General features: G+C 72.1%; 21 protein-coding genes. 10 read left to right on the top strand and 11 right to left on the bottom strand.

The features are described 5' to 3' along the window. Positions 1 to 11 precede the first annotated feature (11 nt). Both ACFO3J_RS00870 and ACFO3J_RS00865 read right to left on the bottom strand, forming a co-directional pair. Positions 12 to 1,640 carry an ABC transporter substrate-binding protein gene (locus tag ACFO3J_RS00870; RefSeq protein ID WP_386424813.1) on the bottom strand — a complete coding sequence of 543 codons (1,629 nt, stop codon included), beginning with the start codon at positions 1,638 to 1,640 and terminating at the stop codon, positions 12 to 14. A 248-nt stretch (positions 1,641 to 1,888) separates the two neighbouring features. After that, positions 1,889 to 1,969, bottom strand: a complete 81-nt coding sequence (locus ACFO3J_RS00865) for a putative leader peptide (protein WP_386425077.1) — start codon at positions 1,967 to 1,969, stop codon at positions 1,889 to 1,891. A 211-nt stretch (positions 1,970 to 2,180) separates the two neighbouring features. Between ACFO3J_RS00865 and ACFO3J_RS00860 the strand changes: the two genes are divergently transcribed. After that, positions 2,181 to 2,948, top strand: a complete 768-nt coding sequence (locus ACFO3J_RS00860) for a winged helix-turn-helix domain-containing protein (protein WP_386424811.1) — start codon at positions 2,181 to 2,183, stop codon at positions 2,946 to 2,948. Positions 2,949 to 2,958: 10 nt separating this feature from the next. Here ACFO3J_RS00860 and ACFO3J_RS00855 read toward each other — a convergent pair whose 3' ends face one another. Then, positions 2,959 to 3,807 (bottom strand): SDR family NAD(P)-dependent oxidoreductase, encoded by an 849-nt coding sequence (locus ACFO3J_RS00855; RefSeq protein WP_386424808.1) that lies wholly within the window; start codon positions 3,805 to 3,807, stop codon positions 2,959 to 2,961. 123 nt (positions 3,808 to 3,930) lie between these two features. Between ACFO3J_RS00855 and ACFO3J_RS00850 the strand changes: the two genes are divergently transcribed. The 3 genes from ACFO3J_RS00850 (at position 3,931) to ACFO3J_RS00840 (ending at position 5,871) form a co-directional block, all read left to right on the top strand. Further along, entirely contained in the window at positions 3,931 to 4,617 is a 687-nt protein-coding gene (locus ACFO3J_RS00850; protein WP_386424805.1) for a TetR/AcrR family transcriptional regulator, read from the top strand. Positions 4,618 to 4,756: 139 nt separating this feature from the next. Beyond that, on the top strand, positions 4,757 to 5,221 hold the full coding sequence (locus ACFO3J_RS00845; protein ID WP_386424802.1) for a spore-associated protein A: 465 nt from the start codon (positions 4,757 to 4,759) through the stop codon (positions 5,219 to 5,221). Positions 5,222 to 5,463: 242 nt separating this feature from the next. Further along, positions 5,464 to 5,871 (top strand): hypothetical protein, encoded by a 408-nt coding sequence (locus ACFO3J_RS00840; protein WP_386424799.1) that lies wholly within the window; start codon positions 5,464 to 5,466, stop codon positions 5,869 to 5,871. A gap of 61 nt (positions 5,872 to 5,932) precedes the next feature. Here ACFO3J_RS00840 and ACFO3J_RS00835 read toward each other — a convergent pair whose 3' ends face one another. Next, positions 5,933 to 6,472 carry an EF-hand domain-containing protein gene (locus tag ACFO3J_RS00835; protein WP_386424797.1) on the bottom strand — a complete coding sequence of 180 codons (540 nt, stop codon included), beginning with the start codon at positions 6,470 to 6,472 and terminating at the stop codon, positions 5,933 to 5,935. A 207-nt stretch (positions 6,473 to 6,679) separates the two neighbouring features. Then, positions 6,680 to 7,246, bottom strand: a complete 567-nt coding sequence (locus tag ACFO3J_RS00830; RefSeq protein ID WP_386424795.1) for a TetR/AcrR family transcriptional regulator — start codon at positions 7,244 to 7,246, stop codon at positions 6,680 to 6,682. A 104-nt stretch (positions 7,247 to 7,350) separates the two neighbouring features. Between ACFO3J_RS00830 and ACFO3J_RS00825 the strand changes: the two genes are divergently transcribed. Next, positions 7,351 to 8,274 (top strand): NmrA family NAD(P)-binding protein, encoded by a 924-nt coding sequence (locus tag ACFO3J_RS00825; protein ID WP_386424793.1) that lies wholly within the window; start codon positions 7,351 to 7,353, stop codon positions 8,272 to 8,274. A gap of 87 nt (positions 8,275 to 8,361) precedes the next feature. On the opposite strand, the gene ACFO3J_RS00820 is transcribed toward ACFO3J_RS00825, so the two are convergent. Next, entirely contained in the window at positions 8,362 to 10,029 is a 1,668-nt protein-coding gene (locus ACFO3J_RS00820; RefSeq protein WP_386424791.1) for an FG-GAP-like repeat-containing protein, read from the bottom strand. 337 nt (positions 10,030 to 10,366) lie between these two features. After that, entirely contained in the window at positions 10,367 to 11,125 is a 759-nt protein-coding gene (locus tag ACFO3J_RS00815) for an SDR family NAD(P)-dependent oxidoreductase (RefSeq protein ID WP_386424788.1), read from the bottom strand. Positions 11,126 to 11,247: 122 nt separating this feature from the next. Here ACFO3J_RS00815 and ACFO3J_RS00810 point away from each other — a divergent pair, with 122 nt between their 5' ends. Beyond that, positions 11,248 to 11,637 (top strand): winged helix-turn-helix transcriptional regulator, encoded by a 390-nt coding sequence (locus ACFO3J_RS00810; RefSeq protein ID WP_386424785.1) that lies wholly within the window; start codon positions 11,248 to 11,250, stop codon positions 11,635 to 11,637. On the opposite strand, the gene ACFO3J_RS00805 is transcribed toward ACFO3J_RS00810, so the two are convergent. Further along, entirely contained in the window at positions 11,622 to 12,062 is a 441-nt protein-coding gene (locus ACFO3J_RS00805; RefSeq protein WP_386424782.1) for a TIGR03618 family F420-dependent PPOX class oxidoreductase, read from the bottom strand. The two genes, ACFO3J_RS00810 and ACFO3J_RS00805, sit on opposite strands and share 16 nt — an antisense overlap. Positions 12,063 to 12,350: 288 nt before the next feature. Between ACFO3J_RS00805 and ACFO3J_RS00800 the strand changes: the two genes are divergently transcribed. The 4 genes from ACFO3J_RS00800 to ACFO3J_RS00785 are packed head-to-tail and all read left to right on the top strand — an operon-like array spanning position 12,351 to position 17,761. Beyond that, positions 12,351 to 14,636 carry a HAMP domain-containing protein gene (locus ACFO3J_RS00800; protein ID WP_386424780.1) on the top strand — a complete coding sequence of 762 codons (2,286 nt, stop codon included), beginning with the start codon at positions 12,351 to 12,353 and terminating at the stop codon, positions 14,634 to 14,636. A 7-nt stretch (positions 14,637 to 14,643) separates the two neighbouring features. Continuing rightward, positions 14,644 to 16,110, top strand: a complete 1,467-nt coding sequence (gene pgsB / locus ACFO3J_RS00795; protein ID WP_386424777.1) for a poly-gamma-glutamate synthase PgsB — start codon at positions 14,644 to 14,646, stop codon at positions 16,108 to 16,110. Continuing rightward, a complete protein-coding gene (locus tag ACFO3J_RS00790; RefSeq protein WP_386424775.1) occupies positions 16,107 to 16,589 on the top strand; it encodes a poly-gamma-glutamate biosynthesis protein PgsC/CapC in 483 nt (160 codons plus the stop codon). The genes pgsB and ACFO3J_RS00790 overlap by 4 nt, the downstream gene beginning before the upstream one ends. 47 nt (positions 16,590 to 16,636) lie before the next feature. Continuing rightward, positions 16,637 to 17,761, top strand: a complete 1,125-nt coding sequence (locus tag ACFO3J_RS00785; protein ID WP_386424772.1) for an NlpC/P60 family protein — start codon at positions 16,637 to 16,639, stop codon at positions 17,759 to 17,761. Positions 17,762 to 17,821: 60 nt separating this feature from the next. Here ACFO3J_RS00785 and ACFO3J_RS00780 read toward each other — a convergent pair whose 3' ends face one another. The 3 genes from ACFO3J_RS00780 to ACFO3J_RS00770 form a co-directional block, all read right to left on the bottom strand. Further along, positions 17,822 to 20,572 (bottom strand): molybdopterin-dependent oxidoreductase, encoded by a 2,751-nt coding sequence (locus tag ACFO3J_RS00780; RefSeq protein WP_386424770.1) that lies wholly within the window; start codon positions 20,570 to 20,572, stop codon positions 17,822 to 17,824. Continuing rightward, complete coding sequence (locus ACFO3J_RS00775; RefSeq protein WP_386424768.1) at positions 20,569 to 21,393, bottom strand: FAD binding domain-containing protein; 825 nt, start codon at positions 21,391 to 21,393, stop codon at positions 20,569 to 20,571. The genes ACFO3J_RS00780 and ACFO3J_RS00775 overlap by 4 nt, the downstream gene beginning before the upstream one ends. A 134-nt stretch (positions 21,394 to 21,527) precedes the next feature. Beyond that, on the bottom strand, positions 21,528 to 21,902 hold the full coding sequence (locus tag ACFO3J_RS00770; protein WP_386424766.1) for an ArsR/SmtB family transcription factor: 375 nt from the start codon (positions 21,900 to 21,902) through the stop codon (positions 21,528 to 21,530). Positions 21,903 to 22,082: the final 180 nt, after the last annotated feature.

Here is a 22,082-nt window from a genome sequence, read left to right as displayed (position 1 = left end):
GTCGTCTCCCCTCAGACCTGGGAGACCGAGCTGAAGTCCACGAACTGGCTGGGATGGGCCTCGATGCCGCGGAACTTCCTGCCGTTGTAGGCGCGCACGGCGCCCGACCAGTAGCTGACGATGATGGGCACGTCCTCGTTCAGGGCCCGGGCGATGATCTCCGCCTGCGCCTTGCGCTCGTCCTCGGTGGTCGCCGCGTCGTAGGCGTCGGCGGCGGCGTCCAGCGCCTTGTTGCTGTACTTCGAGCCGTTCCAGACGGCGCCGGTCTTGACCATCGGGGTGATGAACTGGCTCGGCACCGGGCGTCCGGCCCAGCCGACGAGATTGGCGGTGGTGAAGAGCCAGGGCGAGTCCTTGGCCTGGTCGCCGCCGTAGAAGGCGCTGGAGGACCGCTGGTCGAGGTCCACGGTGATGCCGACCGCCTTCAGCTGGCTCTGGATCGTGACCGCGTAGTCCTTGCTCGGCGGGTCGAAGGTGAGGGTGAAGCGCAGCTTGTCGACCCCGGCCGCGGCCAGCAGTCGGGCGACCTTCGCCTTGTCCTGGGCGCGCTGCGGGAGGTCCTTCGGGGCGGCCGGGAAGGCGGGCGCCAGCAGGTGATCGTTGCCGAGGTCGCCGAGCCCGGCGCCGATGCTCGCCTTGACGGCGGGCCGGTCCAGGGCGAAGGCGACCGCCTGCCGGACCTCCTTGCGGTCGAAGGGCGCCTTGTCGACCCGGAGGGTGAGCACGGTGACCCCGGTGCCGCCGACCTGGTCGACGGTGATGCCGCCGCCGGACGCGAGCGGCTCGACCAGCGTCGCCTGGCTGAGCAGCTGCGCGTCGATGCTGCCGCTCTGCAGCGCGACCAGGTCCGACTGCTCGTCGGCGTAGAAGGTGACGTCGACGCCGTCGAGATAGGGCTTGGGAGCGTCCCAGTAGGCGGGGTTGCGGGTGAGGGTGGCGCCCCTGGACACGTCGTAGGAGGCGAGGAGGAAGGGGCCGGTGCCGATGGCCTTCTTGGTGAAGCTCCCGGCGTAGTCCTTCTTGAGGATCACGGCGTTGTAGTTGCCGGCCGAGACCAGGTAGGGGAAGTCGGAGAACGGCCGCTTGAGGGTGAAGACGACGGTGGCGGCGTCGGGGGCGCTGACGCCGCCCGGTTCGAGGATGGTGGAGAAGACCGACAGCGCCGAGGAGTTGTTCTTCGGGTCGAGCAGCCGGTCGAAGGTCGCCTTCACCGCCGCGGAGTCCAGCGGGGTGCCGTCGGAGAAGGTGACGCCCTTGCGGAGGGTGAAGGTCCACGCGGCGCCCCTGGCATCGGACTTCCAGCCGGTGGCGAGCTTCGGCACCAGCTTGAAGTCCTTGTCCAGCCAGATCAGGTACTCCGCGACCAGCTGGATCAGGGCGACCGAGGTGCCGTCGTAGGCCGTCACCGGGTCGACGGCGGTGGGTGGTGGCGGCGAGCCGGCCCGCAGGGTGCCGCCGGGTCTGACCGGACCGCCGCTGTCCTTGGCGGCGGGTGCGCCGGCCGGCTCGTGCGTGCCCGAGCCGCACGCGGCGAGCAGCGTGGCGAGCGCCCCGCCGGCGCCGGCGGCCAGCAGGCCGCGGCGGGAGAGGTGCGGCAGGGCGTCCTGCCAGCGTTGCGGGTGCGCGGCGTTCTCGGGCATGGGTTGGTGTCTCCAGGAAGGCAGGGCGGCCGGCTCGAAGAACGCACCCGGCGACAGGACCGGTACGGGGGCTGGGACCGCGGGCGGAAGGCAGCTGGGCAGGTGCGCGGCCCGCTGTGTGCGGGGGCGCCTGATCTCAAGTGCGGTGCGCTGGAGCTGTTCGCGGGATCCGTCGGCCAGGCCGTTCGCGGGATCCGTTCCCGCGAAGAGCGGGAAGCCGCGGCGGGCGGCGAAGCCTCAGGACGGGCTCAGGAGCCGGGACACACACTCGCGCCGACGCGCACGAGGTCCACGTGGAGCCTCCGGGTCAGTGCTGGGGTCCTGGGCACCCGCCCATTGAAGCAGCGGGGCCGGGGCCTCACAACGGCCGCTGTGTTTCAGATTCGAGACGCAATCCGCTCGCCCGCCGCGACCGCTCACGTACGCTGAGCCCATGACCGCCGCAGCGAGCCCCGCGGGTGCCCTCTCCGAGTGTTGTCGCCGCCCCGTGGACGAGCGGACCGGGCGGCACCAACACGCGGGGCACGGGGGCAGTCGATCATGCAGTCGGAACGCACCTTCAACGACGGCCCCCCGGCGGGGAGTCCCGGCGGCCGATACGTCTTATCGGTCGAGGAACTGCTGCGCCGCGCGCGCGACCGCCTGGTCCGGCTGACACCCCAGCAGGCGGCCGACGAGCAGCGGGAGGGCGACGCGCTGCTGGTGGACATCCGCTCCGAGATGCTGCGCCGTGCCCAGGGCGAGATCCCGGGCTCGCTGGTCCTGGAGCGGAACGTACTGGAGTGGCGGCTCGACCCGCTGAGCCACTGGCGGATCGACGAGGCCGCCGACCACTCCCTGCGGGTGGTCGTGGTCTGCCCGCAGGGCTACATGTCCAGCCTCGCCGCCGCCACACTCCAGGACCTGGGGATGTACCGGGCCACCGATCTCGACGGCGGATTCGAGGCCTGGGCGGCAGCCGGGCTCCCGGTGACCCCCGGCCCGACGATGCCCGGATCGTATGTCGACCCCTCGCCGGCCGCCACGATCAGCCTGGACCCGGTGGGCCAGCGGATCCTGGTGGCTGGCACCCCGATCCCGCTGACCCGCCTGGAGTTCCGCCTGGTCAGCGAGCTGCTGCGCGGCAACGGACGAGTGGTCAGCCGCGCGGAGCTGCGGGCGAGCATCGGTGAGTGGGCCGGCAGCCGCAGCCGCTCGGTGGATCTCCATATGCACCGCATCCGGCGCAAACTCGAACCGCACACGACGACGCTGCTCACCACCGAACGCGGCGTCGGCTTCCGGCTGCGCGTCCTGCCGTGCCCGTAGGGCTGCCCCGTCAGGAGGCCGGGGACTCCCAGACCGACTCGGACAGCGGGCGCCACTTCTCGTCGGACTCGGCCAGGGCCTCGGCGGCGGCAGCGGCGTACTGGACGGCGTCGCGCCCGAGCAGCAGCCGGACCGGGGCGTCGGGGCGGCCGGCGAGTTCCACGACGGTCCGCGCGACCCGGTCGGGGTCGGCGGCGTTGGCCGCCACCGTCTCCTGGGCGCGGTTGCGGATCATGTCGGCGAAGACGCCGACCGTCTGCTGGTAGGGCTCGCTGATCGGCGGGACGGTCATGGAGGAGCCGGCCCAGTCGGTGCGCATACCGCCGGGTTCCAGGACCGTGACCTTGACCCCGAAGGGGGCCACTTCCTGGGCGAGGACGGTGGAGAAGCCGCCGACGGCCCACTTGGCGCTCTGGTAGGCGGCCAGCCCGACGGTGCCGATCCGGCCGCCGAGGGTGGAGACCTGGATGATGTGGCCCGCGCCCTGCCGGCGCAGGACGGGGACCACTGCCCTGGTCACATGGACGACGCCGTAGAAATTGGTGTCGATCTGCGCGCGGAAGTCCTCGGTGGTGACGTCCTCGACCGATGCCAGGTCGCCGTAGCCGGCGTTGTTGACGACGACGTCGAGGCGTCCGAAGTGCTCCAGCCCTTCCCTTACGGCGCCGCGCACGGCCTCTTCGTCGGTGACGTCGAGCGCGACGGGAAGGACGCGGTCGCCGTACCGCGCGACGAGGTCGTCGAGCGTTGCCGCCTTGCGGGCGGTGGCGACGACCCGGTCGCCGGCGTCGAGGGCCGCGACGACGACGGAGCGGCCCAGACCGCGGGAGCTTCCGGTGACGAACCAGACCTTGGACATGAGGGAACTCGATTCTTGTGCCGGGCAAACGGGCCGACGGCCCTTAAAGACCGGTGGTCTCTTGTGGTTCCAGGCTAAGATACCGCCGGTCTGAAGTCAAGGTTCCGCCTGTACGATGGACCCATGGCCACCTTCCAGCGCGCGAACAGCGCCGAGCAGCGGGAGATCCGGCGGCAGGAGATCCTCGACACGGCCGCCGCCATGCTCGATGCGATGCCGGTCGGCGCCCTCAGCCTCAACGAGCTGAGCCGCAGGGTCGGACTGGCCAAGTCCAATGTGCTGCGCTACTACGAATCGCGCGAAGCGGTGCTCCTGGAGCTGCTTTCGCGCGCCTGGGAGCGGTGGGGGGCGGAACTGCCCGGTCTGCTGGCCGCGGGCGTCGACCCCGGGGCGCCGGCGAGCGAACGGGTCGAGCGGTTCGCGGCGGTCGTCGCCGCCTCCCTGGCCGATCGCCCGGTGCTGTGCGACCTGCTCAGCGCGCAGGCCGGGGTGCTGGAGCACAACGTGTCCGCGGAGGTCGCCGCGCACTACAAGAGGGCCGCCGTGGCCAACGTCGTGGCGACCGCCACCGCCCTCCGCGCCTGCCTGCCCGAACTGGACGACCGGGACCGCCAGCAGCTGGTCGCGGCGATGATCATGATGGTCGGAGCGGTGTGGACCCATACCCGCCCGTCCCCGGCGATGCTTGCCGCCTACGAGGCCGACCCCTCCCTCACCGCGTACGCGATGGACTTCACCACCTCCCTGCGTCAGGTGCTGACCACGCTCGCCGCGGGCACCCTGGCCGTCGCGGCGTCCTCGGCGCGCTGACCGGCCGCCCGGGATTCCGCTGTTGCCCGGCTGTGACAGCCGGGGCAGGACTGTGACGGCGGGTCGTACAACAGCTGGCCGGGCCGACAGGTCCAACCGGGTGAGGGAACGAACAGGTGCACTCAACGGGGAGAAGACAATGGCTCGGACGGATGGGAAGGCGCGCCGGATCAGCCGGCTCGGGGGAGTCGCGGCCGTGGCGACGGCGGGTGTGGTGGCACTGGGGGTGGCCGCGCCCGGCGCTTCGGCGGCGCCGGTGTCCCGGGTGGCCCGCGCTTCGGCCGCGCGGGCGCCGTACAACGGTGTCTGTGGGGCGGGTTACACGGTCGTCAACTTCGCGCCGGTCGGCTCGGTGGGGATGGCGTACCTGACGTGGAACGCGAGCACCGGCTACAACTGCGTGGTGGAGATACGCGACACACCGGGCGACCCGGTGCTGATGGCGGTCGGCATCGCCAAGGACGAGATCCGCGACAACAACGACGTCGGCTACTACCGCTCCTACGCCGGGCCGCTGTACGAGGCCGGCCGGGGCATGTGCGTGAACTGGTGGGGAAGCATCGGCACTGCCTCGTTCGTCGAGTGGCAAACCAACTGCGGCTGAGCCGGTCCGGCCGCCGCGGGCAGGGCGCGCGCGGCGGCCGGACGGGTCCGCGGCGGTCGGGAGGCGGGGATATTACCTTGCGTTGCGACTGAAGAATCATTTCCTCACCGGGTAATTCGCGCTATTGAGGTAATTTCCGGCAGCGCGATAGGGCGGCCTTGAACTGGGGGTATCACTCCCGGTGAAGGATTATTCGCCCGAACCCGGGAGCAGTCATGCGAGGGCACTTCAAGGCATTCTTGGTGACGTGTGCGGTGGTCGCGCCGAGTCTGGCACTGGCCGGGCCGGCCCAGGCGACCGTGTGCGCGGGCCAGAGATCGAGCGCCGGCCCGGTCTCGGTGACCGCGTGCGTGGCGAAGTCCTTGGGCAAGGGGACCGTCTCGGCCAAGATCGAAAAAAGCCGGAGCGGAGCGCGGTCGCTGACGGTGCACTGGAGGTATTCGGTCTCGAACCGTGGCGCGCACGACAAGCCGGTGGGGTGGGTGCCGTCGAACTGGGCGGTCAGTTACGCCACCGTGCGGGCGGCGACGACCTACGGGACGCTGAAGTCGGGCATCGGCACCGACTGCGTCCGGCTGGAGCTGTATGTGGAATCGGGCGGGGCGAAGGGGCGGACGGTGTCGAACTACACCTGCCAGAAGAGCGCCTGACCGGGATCGCCGCCCAGCGGGCGGGCCAGTGGGGCGGGCCGGTCCGGGTGCGGGCGCCGCGTCAGTCGGGGAAGCGGCCGCACAGCCAGTTGCCTGGTTCCGCCGGGTCGTCGCTGGTCCAGAACTGGCGCCACAGCAGGGCGAATTCCTCGCGGCTGAGCTGGCCGTCGCCGTTCGGGTCGAGCAGTTCGAAGATGCCCGTGGTGTCCACGGGCTGCCCGCTCCAGGTCTCGACGAGCCTGCGGTGCTCCGCCGGGGAGATACGGCCGTCGCCATTGGCGTCCACGGCCTCGAAGACGGTGTCGGCGGTCGCGGTCACGTCCGCCGCCATGGCGGGCAGCCTGTCGACGAGCAGCAGCATTTCGCCCAGGTCGACCGTGCCGTCCCCGCTGGCGTCCCCGGTTTCCAGCAGCGCCGCCCACCAGCCCATCAGTAACGTCTCCACCCGCGCGCGCAGTTCCGTGCCGGGGCCCACTCGGGGCAGCCGGCTCCAGCGGGCGACGAGCGCCCTGAAGTCCTCCTCGCGCAGGTAGCCGTCACCGTCCGCGTCGAACGCGGCGAACATCCCCTTGAGCTTGCGCTCCTGAAACGTACTGGCCATGAGCGGCCTCCCTCGACGCCGAACCGCACCATGAACCGCCCAGGACCGCCCCGGGGGTTGGCGGACAGCGGGTAACTGTAGGCCGGGGCGCGCCCGCGCATCCACGGGCACATCTGTACGAAGGGTCACCTATCGGGCGAGGGTGCGGGGCGCGCGGGACGCCGGAGTCGGTGCGGGGCTCAACGTCGGGCAGGTCGTGCGCCTTCGTCAGCCCCGCGGGCTCAGCCCCGCCACGGTCAGCCGGAACAGCCGGTCCGCCTGTCCGGCGGGGTCGGGATGGTGCTCGGTGGCCAGGGCGATGCCGACGACCAGCGTGATCAGATCGGTGACGGTGACGCTCGCCGCCACCGCGCCGTCCCGCACGGCGCGGTCGAGCAGCGGGGCTCCCGCCGTCTCCAGCGCGGCCGCGCAGCAGTTGTCGTGCACCGGGTCGGGCTCGGACCCGTCGTAGGCCAGCGCGGCGGCCAGCCCCCGCGCGGAGGCGGAGTACGCGACGACGTCGCTCAGCCATTCCAGCAATGCGTCCCTGCTGTCGTCCTCGCCGGTCAGGTCGCGGGCGCGGGCGCTCAGGGCCTCGATCCGGTTCCGGGACACCGCCTCCAGCAGGGCGCGGCGGGTGGGGAAGTGCCGGCGGACGGTGGCCGAGCCGACCCCCGCGGTGCGGGCGATCTGCTCCAGGGAAGCGTCGGCCCCGTGGGCCGCCACCTCCTGCTCGGCCACGGCGAGGATGCGCGCGTAGTTGCGCCGGGCGTCGGCGCGTTGGCGGTCTGGCATGGCGTCACCTCGGACTTTGTTAAATGGCGGGCCCCGCCGTATCGTACCGGAGAGAAAACGGCGGGCCCCGCCGTTTCGTCCCTCAGCGCCCCCGGGGAGCACGCATGTCCACAGACTCCGCGCCCGTCCTTGTCACCGGCACCACCGGCCGGCAGGGCGGTGCCACCGCCCGCGCCCTGCTCGCGGCCGGTGTTCCCGTCCGCGCCCTGGTACGTGACCCGGACTCCGCCCGGGCCAGGGCCGTGGAGGCACTCGGTATCGAGCTGGCCACCGGTGATCTCCGCGACCGGGACTCCGTGGTACGGGCCGCCGAAGGCGCCCGCGCGGTCTTCTCCGTGCAGATGCCCGCTATGACCGAGGAGGGCTTCGACTTCGAAGGCGAGGTGACCCAGGCCGTCAACCTCATCGAGGGTGCCAAGGCGGCCGGGGTCGTACAGTTCGTGCACACCTCCGTCTCCGGCGCGGGGCAGCACACCGAAGTCCCCGGCTGGGCCGAGGGCCGCTGGGCGTCGATGGAGCCCACCCTGGGCGCCAAGAGCGCGATCCAGGACCGGGTCCGCCGGGCCGGCTTCCCCCACTGGACACTGATCAAGCCGGCCTTCTTCATGGAGAACTTCCTCCCCTCCATGGCGTTCCTCTTCCCGCGCGGAATCGAGGGCGGCATCGTGAGCATCCTCAAACCCGCGACCCAGGTGTCCCTGGTCGCGGTGGACGACATCGGCTCGGCCGCCGCGGCGGCCATCACCGCGCCGGAGCGGTTCGACGGCGTCGAGCTGGAGCTGGCGAGCGACTACCTGTCGATGACCCGGATCGCCGACGTCCTCTCCCGGACGCTGGGAACACGGCTGCCGGCGCCGGACATGACCGAGGAGCAGGCCCTCGCCGCGGGCATGCCGCCGATGGGCGCCTCGCACGAGTGGATGAACGTGGCCGGCCAGCCGGCCCGCCCCGAGTACGCCAGGGACCTCGGCATCCCGCTCACCACCTTCGAGGAGTGGGCGCGCGACCACCTGCGGGCCACCGCCTGACAGGGCTCCGGGCCCGGTCCGGTCCGCCGGAGTCGGCGGCCGTCCCGGGCCCGTCGGTTCACCGGGCCCGTCTGTCCCCCGGCGGCGTCAGGACCGCAGGTTGGCGGCCGTCCAGCCGGAGGTGGCCGGCCAGGGGACCGACGGATCGGCCGAGTCGGCGGAGGTGTCCGGCGACCAGGTGAACATGGCCGTCTGCCCGCCCCCGTAGTCGAAGAAGACGGACGGTTCGTCGCGTCCGTCACCGTTGAGATCGCTGGGACCCGCCGGGATCAGGGCGAGCCACCACCAACCGGTGGCGGTGTACCAGGACAGGGCCGGGCCGGCCAGCGTGCCGTCGCCGTTGCCCGGCCAGACGAACAGGCCGACCGCGCTCCCCCGGTCCGGATAGCCGTAGAAGGCGGCGATGTCCTGGTGGCCGTCCCCGTTGAAGTCCCCGACGCCCGCCGGGACCAGCTGCTGCGCCGTCCAGCCGCTTCCCGCGAAGAACTCCGAGGTGGGCGAGGCGAGTGTTCCGTCGCCGGTGCCGAACCACGTGTAGATGCCGACCTCGCCGGGCCCGTAGTCGAGGAAGACGGCGAAGTCGCTCCGCCCGTCGCCGTTGAAGTCCCCGCTGCCGACGGGGGTGATGCCGTGACCGCCCCAGCCGGAGCCGGCGTACCAGGCGAGTTGGCCGCTGTTGAGGCCCCCGGCGGGGTTCCCGGACCAGATGACGGCGGCGAGCGCGTTGCCCCGGTCGGGGTAGCGGTAGAGCGCGGCGATGTCCGGGATCCCGTCGCCGTTGTAGTCGCCGACGCCGACCGGGATCAGACAGGTGCCGTCCATGCCGGTGTCGACCGTCTCGGTGGCGGGGTCCCCGAAGGACCCGTCGGCGTTCGCGAACCAGACGAACGTACGGACCACGTTGCCGTCGTAGCGGTAGAAGGCCGCGATGTCGGTGCGACCGTCCTTGTCGAAGTCGGCGGCGCCCGCCGGGATCAGGCGGCCTCCCTCCCAGCCGCTGGCGTTGTACCAGGCCAGATAGGGCGACTGGAGCGTGCCGTCGCCGTTCCCTGGCCAGATGAACAGTCCGACCGCGTTGCCCCGGTCCGGATAGACGTAGAACGACGCCTTGTCCTGGTGGCCGTCCCCGGTGAAGTCGCCGCGGAAGGTGGCCATCGGCTGCCGGCAGCCCTGCTGGTAGCTCACCCCCGGCACGCGCGGGCACTGGTCGGTGGCGTCGGGCACACCGTCGCCGTCGCTGTCCGTCGGGGTGGGAGCCGGCGGCGGATCGGCGACACCGCCGGTCAGATCCTTGAAGTGGATGTACTGGAACGTGCCCGCGCCGACCGTCCGGGTGCTGTATGTCCCGTCGTCGCCGATCACGCCGTTGTGGTTGGAGTCGGTCCCGTTGTACTCCTCGACGGTGACCTGGCCGCCGCCGACCGCCGCGACCCAGGCGACGTGGTTGGCCGAAGCGGCCACCGCGCCGACCGCCGGCGTGCTGTTCACGGCGTAGCCGCGGTCGCGGGCATCGGTCGTCCAGCCGGACGCGTTGTCGTGGAACGGCATGGTGAAACCGTTCGCACTGCTCAGGCGCCAGGCGACGAAGCTCGTGCACTCGCGGTTGTACTCGCCCCAGCTGTCGAAGGTCGAGTCCATCGGCGCGTTGCGCCATCGCGCCGGATAGTCGTCCCCCAGCGCTCCGCTGACGGCGGGTCGCACGACGGCCCGGGCGGCCGGCGAGAGCGCCGCGCAGGCGGCCAGGGTCGCGAGCACGGTGAGGACCGTGAGGACGGCTGTACGCCGCCGCCGTGAGCGGACGGGGCGCGGACCGGACGGCGCGGATCTTCGTAACCAGGGCATGCCGGGACACCTCTTTCGACGGGGATGCCGAACTGACGACACGTCATCGTCCGAGGTCGTCGGGCGCTCTGTACAGAACATCCCCCGAAAATGGGCACAGCGGACTTCCGCGGCTACATCCGGATGACTACCCGGCCCGCGCTCCGCCGCTGCCGCGAGCCGTCCCCGGAGCGGATTCCGGCGCGGCCCCGGCGGATCCCCCGGTTCGCCGATCCCGGAGGCCCGGGCGAGACCGCCGGCTGGACGGCGGTCAGCCGCGGATGAAGGGTTTGTCGTACGGGGCGCTGTTCCGCGCGGCGACGACCTGCTCGGCGACCGGGCCGATCGGTACGCGCAGCGGGACGGTGGGCTGCTCCACGAGGTCGGCGAGCGCCGCGGCGACCTGCTCGGGGCTGATCATGATCTTGGCCGGGGGAGTCACCCCGACGGCGAAGAAGGGCGCGTAGGGGTCGTCGGGCAGCTTGTAGGTGGTGATGTCGTCCAGGGCGCCCGAGCTGACCGGGCCGGGCTGGGCGAGGGTGACGTCGATGCCGAAGCCGGCCAGCTCGATCGCCAGTGCCTCCGCCAGGGCTTCGAGGGCCCACTTCGAGGCGGAGTAGGCGGCGGTGCCCGGCTGCACGACCCGGCCGGACGCGCTGGAGACGAACAGCAGCCGGCCCTTGTTGCGCCGGCGCAGTTGCGGGAGGACGGCCTGGGCGACGCGGATCGCCCCGACGGTGTTGTGGACGAGAAGGCGTTCGATCTCGTCGGTCGGGCTGGCCTCGACCGCCGCCGAGAAGATGGTGCCGGCGTTCGAGACCAGCGTGTCGATCTCGCCGGCCTGCTCGATCGCGGCGTCGACACTGGCCTGGTCGGTCACGTCCAGCCGCAGCCGCCGGTCGACGTCGAGGCCGTCCAGCGAGCGGGGATCGCGCGCGGTGGCGACGACACGGTGGCCGCGCCTGGCCAGTTCGGCGGCGGCGGCTCGACCGACACCCTTGGAAGCGCCGGTGATCAGGATGGAGGACATGGCTGCGCGGCTCCTTGTTCGCTGCTGGTTCTCGGTTAGCGGAGGGTCCTCGCCGGGTGCGAACACCCCTCGCCCGAGTAAGTTCGCTTTCCGAACCCACTGATGCGGGTTACCGTAGCACCGTGAGTCAGAAAAGCGAATCGACCAATCTGGGCGCCCCCCGGGTCTGCTCCATCGCTGACGCGCTCCAGGTCGTCGGGGAGCGGTGGAGCCTGCTCGTGCTCCGGGAGCTGGGTTTCGGCGTCCACCGCTTCAAGGACATCCAGGTCAACACCGGCGCCCCGCGGGAGACCCTGGCGCTGCGACTGCGCACCCTCGAGGGGGCCGGGGTCATCGAACGGCGGCGGTACAGCGACCGGCCGCCCCGGGACGAGTACGTGCTGACCGCCGCCGGCCGGGATCTGACCCCGGTCCTCGCCTCTCTGCGTGTGTGGGGCGAGCGCCATGTCACCCCCGCCCTCGCCACGCGAGCGGACGGCGGCCCCGCGGACGGCGATCAGCCGTTGCCGTAGATCCGTTCCGGCCGCACCAGGACGGCCGCGCGGCGTTCCGCGGCTATGACCCGGTCGTACTCGTCCCAGTTCTCATGGCTGCCGCCGGCGGCGGCGTAGATCTCGCGGAAGAGCAGGCGCCGGCCGTCCGGGTCGAATGCCGGATGCGGGTCGTCGGGTCCGACGAGTTCGGCCACTCCCTCCGCGCTCGCCCACTTCCCTCCGGATCGCGCGGTCAGGGTGAGCGCGGGGCGCACCCTGAGGTTGGCCAGTTTCACCTTGCCGTACGTCACGAACGCCACGATGTCCGCGCCCGAGAGCGGGTGCGGCATGACGGCGAGATTGACCACCGACGACTGGATGGTCCGGTCGGCGCGCACGGTGGACACCACACCGAGGCCCCGCTCGGAGCGGGCGAGATCCGCGAAATCGCGCAGCGTCGTCATTCCGGGCACGCTAGCAGCCAAGGTCAGGAAAACGAACTGACCCACGCCGGGACGCGCCGCGCGGTCTGTTCCCGCCCGGCCGCGTCCGTGACGCGCCGCACCTGCCGCCGCCTCGCCCGGGCCTGCCCGGTGGCCCCGAATGTCCTCTTCAAACCGGTATTCATCATTCCGTGATCGTTTAGTGATCGATTGTGATCTTCGATCATGCAACCTTCCGTTTCGGCCGCGTGTCGGACCTCTCGGTAATGTTGATGTAAGCGCCTGGCGCGTCTGTGAGGAAATGCCCACGTGGCCGCACCAGGTCGGCTCGCTCCGCGAGCCCGTCGCCGGGCCGACATGCCCCTGCTCGGTGGTATACGACCGCCGCTCGCAGCCCTGCTCGTCCTGCTGATCGCGGTCTCCGCCGTGACCGCCCTGGTCCTGGGCCGGGTGGAGCGGTCGGATGTGCCCCGAGCCACCGAATTGTCCGAGCAGCACATCGCCGAGGACGGCGCGACGGCGCTGCGGGCCGCCCTGGACGAGTCGTCCGGCGACCTGCGGCGCGAGGCCGCGATGTTCAACGCGGCGGCGCGTCCCGCGGCGCCCGACCAATTCCTCGGCACCCTCGGCAGCGTCTACCACAAGTGGCGCGGCACGGCCGTGGTCGACCTGGGCAGCGGCGAACTGCTGGCCAGCCGCGGCGAGACGGTGCCGCTGTCCCGGGTGGACCTGCGCGACCTCGGCGCCGGGCTCGCGCCGCGGCTGGTCACCACCAAATCCGGTACGACCCGGCTGCTGAACTTCGCGCTGCTGGCGGGCCAAAGCGACCGGCAGGAACTCCTGATCGCCTCGGACTCCCTGGACCTGCCGGCCATCGCGGTCACCGCCCACCGGACCCTGGAAGTGGTGGACGCCTCGGGGGCGGTGCTCGCCGCCACCGGACCGGGCACCGGCGACGACGCCGTCCACCGGCTGGCGGTGACGGCCGTCCGCACCGAGAAGGGCCACGGCCCGTCGGAGAGCGCCAAGGCCGGCGGGTTCGACGCCGCGAGCGGTTTTCTGCTGGGCCGGGCCGACCACACCGAGCGGACGGTGGCCGGTTACGCGGCGCTGTCGTCCTCGGCGGACGACACGGCGAGCGGGTCCGCCCGGCTCGGTCTGACCGTGCTCACCACGCTGCCGGTCGACCGCAGCACCGCGGCGGTCGACCACCGCCTGTTCGCGGTCGCCGCCGCGGCCGTACTGCTGGCCATCGCGGTGGCCGTCAGCATCGTGTTCCACCGCACCCTGCAGCGTCCGCTGCTGGTGCTGCACCGGGAGGCCCGGCGACTGGCCGCCGGCGACTTCGCCCGGCCGGTGCCCGCCCTCCGGTTCGGTGAGCCGGCGCTGATCGCCGCCGCGCTGGAGTCGCTGCGCAAACAGCTGCTCGGCGTGCCGGTGCTCTCCGGGCGCGCGGTGAGCCGGCGTCAGCAGGACCGTACGGGCATCCGCACGGTGCTGGTGCTGTGCGCCGTGCTGATGCTGGCGTGGTCGGTGCCGCTGCTCCTGCTGGTGAACCGCGCGGGCCCGCACACGGCGGTGCCCCGGCAGCTGGTCGCCGACGAGCGGGACCGCACGGTGACCAGCGCGGCGCGGGTCCGCGAGGGCCTCAACGAGGGCTATGCCGACCTCGCCTCGCTGGCCTCGGCGCTGCGCCAGGACCCGGGTGACGCGCAGACCCGCAAGCTGCTGGGCAGCACCATCGCGGAGCACGGCCGCTACCGCTCGCTCTACGTCGTCGACAAGCACGGCGCGGTGCTGATCAGGGTCGGCGGCTCGCCCTGGACACCGACCGACGCCCGCACCAGGCAGGGACTGGGGCTGGTCGACCGTTCGCGCCCGGTGCCGGTGATCGCCGCGCGGGCGCCCGTGGCCGGCGGGGACGGCCGCACGGTGGTCGGCGAGTTCGACATCGCCTTCCTCAACGGCATCCTGAACCGCCCCGGAATGGGCCACGTCTGGCTCGTGGACAAGGACCAGAAGGTCATCGCCTCCAACACCGGCTACCTGGCCTTCCAGTCGCTGCCCGACCACCGCTCCGCCGACGTGGCCCGCTCGGCGGAGAGCACCCCGATCAGCACCCTGCTCGGCGGCCGCAAACCGGCCCTCACGGCCGCGGCGCCCATCCTGCCGCGGGGCGAGGCGGCCACCTTCGCCCGCTGGCACGTCGTCGCGGCGGAGCCCGCGTCCTGGCTCAGCCTGCCGGAGAACGACGCGCAGAGCCGCACCATGCTGGCCGGACTGCTCGGCCTGGCCGCCGCCACCGTGTGCCTGGGCTGGCTGCACATCCTGGTGGTACGCCCGCTGCGGGCGCTGACCCGGGACGCCGAGGCACTGGTGGCCGGGGACCGCAGGACCGTGCGGTTCCCGGCCCAGAACGACGAGGTGGGATCGGTGGTCCGCAGCCTGGAACTCATCAGGCAGCGGCTGGCGGCGCTGCCGTCCCCGCCGGCCGCGTCCGCGCCGCCCCCCGGCGGCGAGGACACCGACGCGGACACCTCCCGCACCGGCGGCGCGGTCCGCGCCGCCGCCCCTTCCGAAAGCCCGAGGGACTGACACCGCCGTGCTCTTCCTGTACTGCGTGCTCGTGGTCTGCTGCGCCGCCCTGCTCGTCGCCGGCGTCGTCGAGCAGCGCCGGCACCTGACCAACCTGGAACAGATACCCGCCCGGGTGCTGGTCAACGGCATCCGCGGCAAGTCCTCCATCACCCGACTGTGCGCGGGCGCGCTGCGCGGCGGCGGCCTGGTGACGGTCGCCAAGACCACCGGCACCGCGGCCCGCTTCATCCACCCCGACGCCACCGAGGAGCCGGTCTACCGCAAGTTCGGCATCGCCAACGTGGTCGAGCAGATCGGCATCGTCCGGCGCGCGGCCACCTACCGTCCCGACGCCCTGGTCATCGAGTGCATGGCGGTGATGCCGGCGCTCCAGGAGATCAACCAGACCAAGCTGATCCGCTCCACCATCGGCGTCCTGTGCAACGTCCGCGAGGACCACCTGGCCGAGATGGGCCCGACCCTGGACGACGTGGCGCGGTCGCTGTCGCGGTCCATGCCGGTCGGCGGGATCTGCGTGACCGCCGAGCGCGACCGGTTCGCGATCCTCCAGCAGGAGGCCGACGCCCGGAACTGCGAGCTGGTCTACGCCGACCCCGACACGGTCAGCGACGAGGAGTTGCGCGGCTTCTCCTGGTTCACCTTCAAGGAGAACGTGGCCATCGCACTCAAGGTCGCCGACCTGTTGGGAGTGGAGCGCGGTGTCGCGCTGCGGGGGATGTACGACGCCCCGCCGGACCCGGGCGTGCTCTCGGTGGAGCGCTACACGACCCCCGACGGCAAGCGGCTGCGGTTCGCCAACGTCTTCGCTGCCAACGACCCCGAGTCGACGCTGATGAACGTCAACCAGCTGCTGTCGCTCGGCGCGATCCACCGCCCGCTGAACGTCGTCATCAACTGCCGCCCGGACCGGGTCGAGCGCAACGGCCAGATGGGCGCGATCGTGCCCGACCTCGACCCCGACACCCTCTTCCTGATCGGCCATCCCACCAAGAGCGCCCGCGACGGCATCCCGCCGCACTGGAACGGGCGCGTGGTGGACCTCGGCGGCGACCGCCGCGACGCCGCCGGGCTCACCGCCGAACTGCTCGCCGAACTGGCCCCCGACTCCTCGATGGTCGCCATCGGCAACATCCACGGCCAGGGCGAGCTGCTGCTGGAGCACCTGGCCGAACTCCCGCCGGACACCGGCTCCGCAGACCCGGTCCCGGCGGCACTCGGCGAATCACCGGAACCGTACGCACCGTCCGAACCGTACGCACCGTCCGAACCGTACGCACCGTACGGACCATCCGATCCGTCCGATTCCTACGCCTTCACCCCCGAGCCGTACGGATACCCCGCGCCCCACGGGCAGCAGGGCGAGCCGTGGCCCGGCGCGTTCGTACCCGGGCAGACGTCCGACCCCCCTGCCCATCCCTTCGACGACCCGGCGCCGCCGTACGGCGCCCGCCGGCCTGGAGACTCCCTGTGATCCCCGCCGTCCTCACCCCGGAGATCGCCGCCATCGGCATCGCCATCGGGCTGCTCTTCTCCCTGGTGTGCTACCTGACCACCAACCTCTCGCCGGGCGGCATGATCACCCCCGGCTGGCTCGCGCTGACCATGGTCGAGGACCTCAAACGGGCGGCGCTGGTGCTCGGCGTGACCGTGCTGACCTATCTGGCCACACGGCTGCTGCAGAAGAACGTGATCCTCTACGGCAAGCGGCTGTTCGCCGCAGTGGTGCTGACCGCGGTCGTCATCCAGGCCGGGGTGTACCTGGTGCTCCAGACGCAGTACCCGCTGCTCTACGCCAACGAGACGCTCGGCTTCATCGTGCCGGGACTGATCGCCTACCAGCTCGAACGTCAGCCCAAGGGCGCGACGTTGCTGTCGGTGTCCACCGTCACCCTCGCGAACTACGTCGTGCTGATGGCGGGGCTGCTGCTCGGCGTCATGCCGACGTCGTGACCGTGCCGACGCGGGGCGCCGCGGGCGCCGACCGGAAAGGACCCCCTATGACCCCGTCCTCCGTTCCGCCGCGCGGCAAGCCGCGCAGGACCGGCCGGACCGTGCTGCACGGCGTGGTGCTGGTGTCCCTGCTGGCCACCAGCGGCTATCTGACCGTACGGCTGAAGGACAAGGAGGCGCACGCGCAGCTGCCCGACCTGGCCCGGTCCTCCCGGCCCGTCGCGGTCGGCGCGCCCTCCGCGGCCCGGCCGGCCGCCGGGGTGGTGACGTACAGCAGGCTGCAGAACCCGGCCCGCACGGTGGTGCGGGACACCGACGGCGCCGTGGCCGCCACCTTCACCGACGGGGCGCGCACCGCTGTGCTGACCGGGCCCAGTCGCACCTTCGCCGAGCCGCGCACCACCGCGGCGAAGGTGGTCACCGACAACTGGGTGCGGCTGCTGCCGCAGGCCTGGTCCAAGGGCGCCGAGCGCAGCTCGTGGTTCCGCACCTGGTTCGCCCGCTACCGCGGCTCGACCGCCGACGACCTGTTCGCGGTCGCCTTCCAGTACGGCGACGGGGCGCGACCCGCGAAGGACTCCGACGGCCTGCGCTACCGCGGCGACGCGGACTTCGGGCCGATCAGCGACAACATCCGCTACGACCTGCGCCTGGAGCAGTCCGACTTCTACGACTACCTCGGCGAGGCGTTCCAATTCCGCAACGGGACGGTGGAGTACCCGGAGCCGGCGAAGATCCACTCCCTGGACTGCTCCGGCTTCGTCCGCATGGTCTTCGGCTACCGCAGCGGCTACCACCTCAAGCCGACCGACGACGCGAGCGGCACCGGCCTGCCCCGCACCGCCTACGGCATCGGCGCGAGCCATTCCGGGGTCGACATCCTGCCGCTGCGCCGGACCGGCAGCACGCTGCCCCTGGAGATGTACGCCCGCGCCACCGACCTCGACAAGCTCCAGCCGGGCGACCTCCTCTTCTGGAAACTCGACCGCCGCACCGGCGCCCGCCTCGACCACACCGGCATCTACCTGGGCCTGGACACCGACGGCCACCCCCGCTTCCTGTCCAGCCGCAAGGAGGCGAACGGCCCGACCATGGGCGATGTGGGCGGTGCGGCACGGCTGGACGGCGACGGCATGTACGCCAAGTACCTCACCAACGCCAAGCGCCTCTGAGCCCGGAGCCGGGTGCGGTCGGCGGGTCCCGGCGCGGCGGCGGTGGCGGCGGCGGTGGCCTCAGGCCGGCCGGTCGCTCGCCGGTCCCGGCCCGGCACCGGCCTCCAGGGCGAGCCATACGCGGTCGCGGGTGAGGGGGAGTTCGGTGAACCGGACGCCGGTCGCGTCGCGCAGGGCGTTGGCGTAGGCCGGGGCGACGGGGTTGAAGGGGCTCTCGCTCATGGACTTGGCGCCGAGGGGGCCGATGGCGTCGGCGGTTTCCGCGAAGTGGACCTCGGTGCGGGGGACGTCGGCAAAGGCGGGCAGGCGGTAGCGGCGGAATGTCGACGTGGTGACCTCGCCGTGCTCGTCGAGGCGGACGTTCTCGAAGAGGGTGGCGCCCAGGGCCTGGGCGACACCGCCCTCGACCTGGCCGCGGCACTGCATGGGGTTCATGACCTGGCCGGCGTCGGCGGCGTGCACGCTGCGCAGGATCCGGACCTCCCCGGTGCCGGGGTCCACGGCGAGGCGGAACCACTGGGCGTTGAAGGCGACGGAGCGCGGGGTGCCGCCGAAGTGGCCGTCGGCGGCGAGTTCGACCCCGGCCGCGCGGGCCGCCGCGTGCAGATCCTTGAGCGGGACACGACCGCCCTCGTCGCCGTGCTCCACGGCTTCCTCGGACAACCGGCAGGCCGAGCGGGCCACGCCCAGGTGGACGGCGGCGAAGTCCAGCAGCACGTCGGCCAGGGCGCGTGCGGCGCGCAGCGTGGCCTTGCCCGCGACGACCACGCCGGTGGAGGCGAAGGCGCCGGTGTCGTGCCGGACGACGTCGGTGTCGGACTGGCGGACGGTGATCCGGTCGACGCCGGTGGCGAGTTCACCCGCCGCGATCTGCCGGTGGACGGTGGTGGTGCCGTTGCCGAACTCGGCGGTGCCGACGGCCAGGTCGAAGGTCCCGTCGGGCAGCAGGGCGGCACGGGCGTCGGCGATGTGGCCGCCCGGCGGCCCGGTGGCGATCATGGCCAGCGCCGCGCCCTCGCCGACGAGCCAGCCGGCAGGGGCCGGGGCGGCGGGCTCGGCCCGGGCGCGGCGCACGACGTCCAGGCACTGGTCGAGTCCGTAGCTGGCGATGTGCAGGTCCTCCTCCTCGCCGCTCGCGGTGATCATGGGCTCGCCGGGGCCGATGATGTTCTTCGCCTTCAGCTCCAGCGGGTCCATGCCGATACGGCGGGCCAGCTCGTCCAGCGCCGATTCCATGGCGAACATGACCTGCCCGAGGCCGTAGCCGCGGAAGGCGCCAGCCGGGACGGTGTGGGTGTAGACGGCGAAGCCGTCGGCCTTCTTGTTCGGACAGCGGTACACCGACAGGGACTCGCTGCACGCGTGGAACATCACCGCCGGGCCGTGATTGCCGTACGCGCCCGTGTTGGACACCACCCGCAGCTCCAGTGCGGTCAGCGTGCCGTCCCGGCGCGCGCCGGCCTTGACCCGGACGGTGAAGGGATGCCGGGTGGTGGCCCCGTAGAACTGCTCGGCGCGGGTGTACTCCAGCTTCACCGGCCGGCCCAGCCGCAGCACCGCGAGCGCGACGATGTCCTCGACCAGCATCTCCTGCTTGCCGCCGAAGCCGCCGCCGACCCGGCCCGCGACCACCCGCACCCGCTCCGGCGGCAGGTCGTACAGGGCGCACAGCGCGCGCCGGGTCAGGAAGGGGGTCTGGGTGCTGGTGCGCACGGTCAGCCGGCCCTCCTCCATCCAGGCGACCGCGCCATGGGTCTCCAGGCTGGCGTGCTGGACGCGCTGGGTGCGGAAGGTCTCCTCGTAGATCTCGTCGGCCGCGGCGAAGCCCGCCTCCACGTCGCCGACTTCGCCGTGGGTCTCGCCCGCCACATTGTCGCGCGGGCGGGAGATCCGGGCCCGTACGGCGTCCTTGGCGTGGACGACCGGGGCGCCCGGTCGCATCGCCTCCTCCGGGTCGAGCACGGCGGGCCGTACGTCGTAGGTGATCGCGATACGGCGGCAGCCCTCCTCGGCGGCGGCCTCGGTGTCCGCCACGACGGCCGCCACGCGCTGGCCCACGTAGCGGACGGTGTCGTCCAGCACGCGGGTGTCCGCCGGATCCTCCTCAGGATGCTCGTGGCGAGCGGTGGAGAAGTGCCGTTCGGGCGCGTCGTGATGGGTGAGAACGGCGTGCACCCCGGGGACGCGCAGCGCGGCCGCGGTGTCGACGGCCACGATCCTGGCGTGCGCGTGCGGGGAGCGCAGCAGCTTCATGTGCAGCAGCCCCGGCACATCGATGTCGAAGGTGAAGCGGGCGGTTCCGGTGACCACCTGCGGCCCGGCGGGAGCGGGCAGGCTGCGGCCGACCGCGTCGCCCGCGCCGGGCGCCTCGGCGTGCTTGACGCCGCGGATCGCGTCCTCGATGGCGCGGTAGCCGGTGCAGCGGCACAGATTGCCCTTCAACGCGCGCGGCAGATCGTCGAGTTGCTCGTCGTCCAGCGCGGCCGCGGTCATCAGCAGGCCCGCCGTGCAGAAGCCGCACTGGAAGCCCTGCGCGTCCAGGAACCTCTGCTGGACGGGATGGAGTTCACCGCCCGTCGGGGCCAGGCCCTCGACCGTGGTGACCGTGCGGCCATCGGCGCGGAAGGCCGGATACAGGCAGCTGTGCACGGGCTCGCCGTCGACCTGGACGGTGCAGGCGCCGCAGTCGCCCGCGTCGCATCCCTTCTTCACCCCGTACCAGCCGCGGTCGCGCAGATAGGTGCGCAGGCACTGGCCCGCGCGCGGTTCGGCGTCGAAGGGCGCGCCGTTGACCAGGACCGAGAAACTCATCGTCCGCCGTCCTCGCCCAGCTCGGTACGGATCTCCTCGGCCAGTCGCAAGGTCATGTGCCGTCGCCACCGCGGCAGCCCGTGGATGTCGTCGAACCACTCGTCCTCGGCGACGGCGGACGTGATGGCCGCGCTGAGATCCGCTGCGGAGGGCGGCAGCGGGAAGCGCAGCCGCACCGGACGTACGGTCGAGGCGGTGACGGTGACCGCTACCGAGCGGTCCCGCGGGTCCAGCGTGCCGATGACCAGCACGCCCGAGCGTCCGAGCCCGTAGAGCGACGCCTGCCGGAAAGCGGTCCGGCTGCCCAGCGCACGTCCGGGCAGGGTCACCGAGCGCAGCAGCTCTCCCTCGGCCAGATCTTTGCGTCCCGCGCCGGTGACGAAGTCCGTGACGGGGACCCGGCGTGGTGTGCCGTCCTGGGCGAGCAGCAGGCACACCCCGTCCAGGGCGGCGGTGAGGGAGATCATCGGGCCCGCGGGCAGCGCGTTGCAGAGATTCCCGCCGACCGTGGCCATGTTCCAGATCTTGAACGAGGCGAGGAACGCCCGGCAGCACTGCTCGAACAGCGGCGCCGACCGGGCGTCGAACGCCTGGCCGAAGCGGGACAGCTGCGCGATCGTGCAGGTCGCCGCGATCTCCAGCGAACCGTCGTCCAGCACCCGCGCCGGCACCCAGCCGGTCCGGCTGAGGTCGACCAGCCGCCGCAGCTGCGGCTGCGGCTCGGAGAACAGATACGTCCCGCCGCCGAGCCAGGCGTCTCCGGCTCGCCACGGCTCGGGGTGCCGAGCGTCCCGGATCTCCGTCACCGTGTTCAGGTCCATGACTCAGTCAAACAAACCGGACCCGCCCGGGACCACTGGCACAGGACACAGAACCGTCGCGCGGCGGCTGGAGGATCGAACGAGAGGCGTGCCATCCGGCCTGACGGGTGGTGACGCCGAAGGCGCCGTGTCCGTCATGAGGCGGGCGCGGGTGCGGATTCCGGCGCCGACTCCCGATCCGCCTCACGGTGGGCCGCGTCGACGACCGCGTCGAGGAGTCCGGGAAACGCGCGCTCCAGGTCGGCGCGACGCAGGGTGTTCATCTTCAGCGTGCCCTCGTAGTGCTGCCAGATGATTCCCGCCTGTCGCAGTGCCTTGAAGTGGTGTGTGCCGGTGGACCGGCTGACGCTGATGTCGAAGGTCCCACACGCCACGTCCCGGTCGCTGTGGGCGAGCTGCCGGACGATGCTGCGCCGCACCGGGTCGGCCAGTGCGTCCAGCAGGCCCTGCAAGGTGATGTTCTCGGCGGCGAGATGGTCGGTGATCCGTCCGGTGCTGTCTGCGGTCACGTGGCCCGTCCTTCATCGTGCTCACTCGGCAGGACCATCTTACGAGAATGGTCGAAGGTTGACAGCCATCAAATTTGACGACCATCATCATAAGCGGTTCGGTGGACGCCGGGCGGGCTTCCCCCGCCGCGGCTGACAGGAGTCCGCGGTCGTTCCTCGGCCCACCGAGAATCCTCCGGA

This window comes from Streptomyces polygonati (assembly GCF_042650325.1).
GTDB classification, from domain to species: Bacteria; Actinomycetota; Actinomycetes; order Streptomycetales; family Streptomycetaceae; genus Actinacidiphila; species Actinacidiphila polygonati.
Note: the sequence above shows the minus strand (reverse complement) of the source record. Positions and strands in the feature narration are given on the sequence as shown.

Bases quoted from the DNA above. Each gene is read 5' to 3' on its own strand.
- ACFO3J_RS00870 (WP_386424813.1), bottom strand. From the start codon at position 1,640: ATGCCCGAGAACGCCGCGCACCCGCAACGCTGGCAGGACGCCCTGCCG.
- ACFO3J_RS00860 (WP_386424811.1), top strand. From the start codon at position 2,181: ATGCAGTCGGAACGCACCTTCAACGACGGCCCCCCGGCGGGGAGTCCC.
- ACFO3J_RS00855 (WP_386424808.1), bottom strand. From the start codon at position 3,807: ATGTCCAAGGTCTGGTTCGTCACCGGAAGCTCCCGCGGTCTGGGCCGC.
- ACFO3J_RS00850 (WP_386424805.1), top strand. From the start codon at position 3,931: ATGGCCACCTTCCAGCGCGCGAACAGCGCCGAGCAGCGGGAGATCCGG.
- ACFO3J_RS00845 (WP_386424802.1), top strand. From the start codon at position 4,757: ATGGCTCGGACGGATGGGAAGGCGCGCCGGATCAGCCGGCTCGGGGGA.
- ACFO3J_RS00835 (WP_386424797.1), bottom strand. From the start codon at position 6,472: ATGGCCAGTACGTTTCAGGAGCGCAAGCTCAAGGGGATGTTCGCCGCG.
- ACFO3J_RS00830 (WP_386424795.1), bottom strand. From the start codon at position 7,246: ATGCCAGACCGCCAACGCGCCGACGCCCGGCGCAACTACGCGCGCATC.
- ACFO3J_RS00825 (WP_386424793.1), top strand. From the start codon at position 7,351: ATGTCCACAGACTCCGCGCCCGTCCTTGTCACCGGCACCACCGGCCGG.
- ACFO3J_RS00815 (WP_386424788.1), bottom strand. From the start codon at position 11,125: ATGTCCTCCATCCTGATCACCGGCGCTTCCAAGGGTGTCGGTCGAGCC.
- ACFO3J_RS00805 (WP_386424782.1), bottom strand. From the start codon at position 12,062: ATGACGACGCTGCGCGATTTCGCGGATCTCGCCCGCTCCGAGCGGGGC.
- ACFO3J_RS00785 (WP_386424772.1), top strand. From the start codon at position 16,637: ATGACCCCGTCCTCCGTTCCGCCGCGCGGCAAGCCGCGCAGGACCGGC.
- ACFO3J_RS00780 (WP_386424770.1), bottom strand. From the start codon at position 20,572: ATGAGTTTCTCGGTCCTGGTCAACGGCGCGCCCTTCGACGCCGAACCG.
- ACFO3J_RS00775 (WP_386424768.1), bottom strand. From the start codon at position 21,393: ATGGACCTGAACACGGTGACGGAGATCCGGGACGCTCGGCACCCCGAG.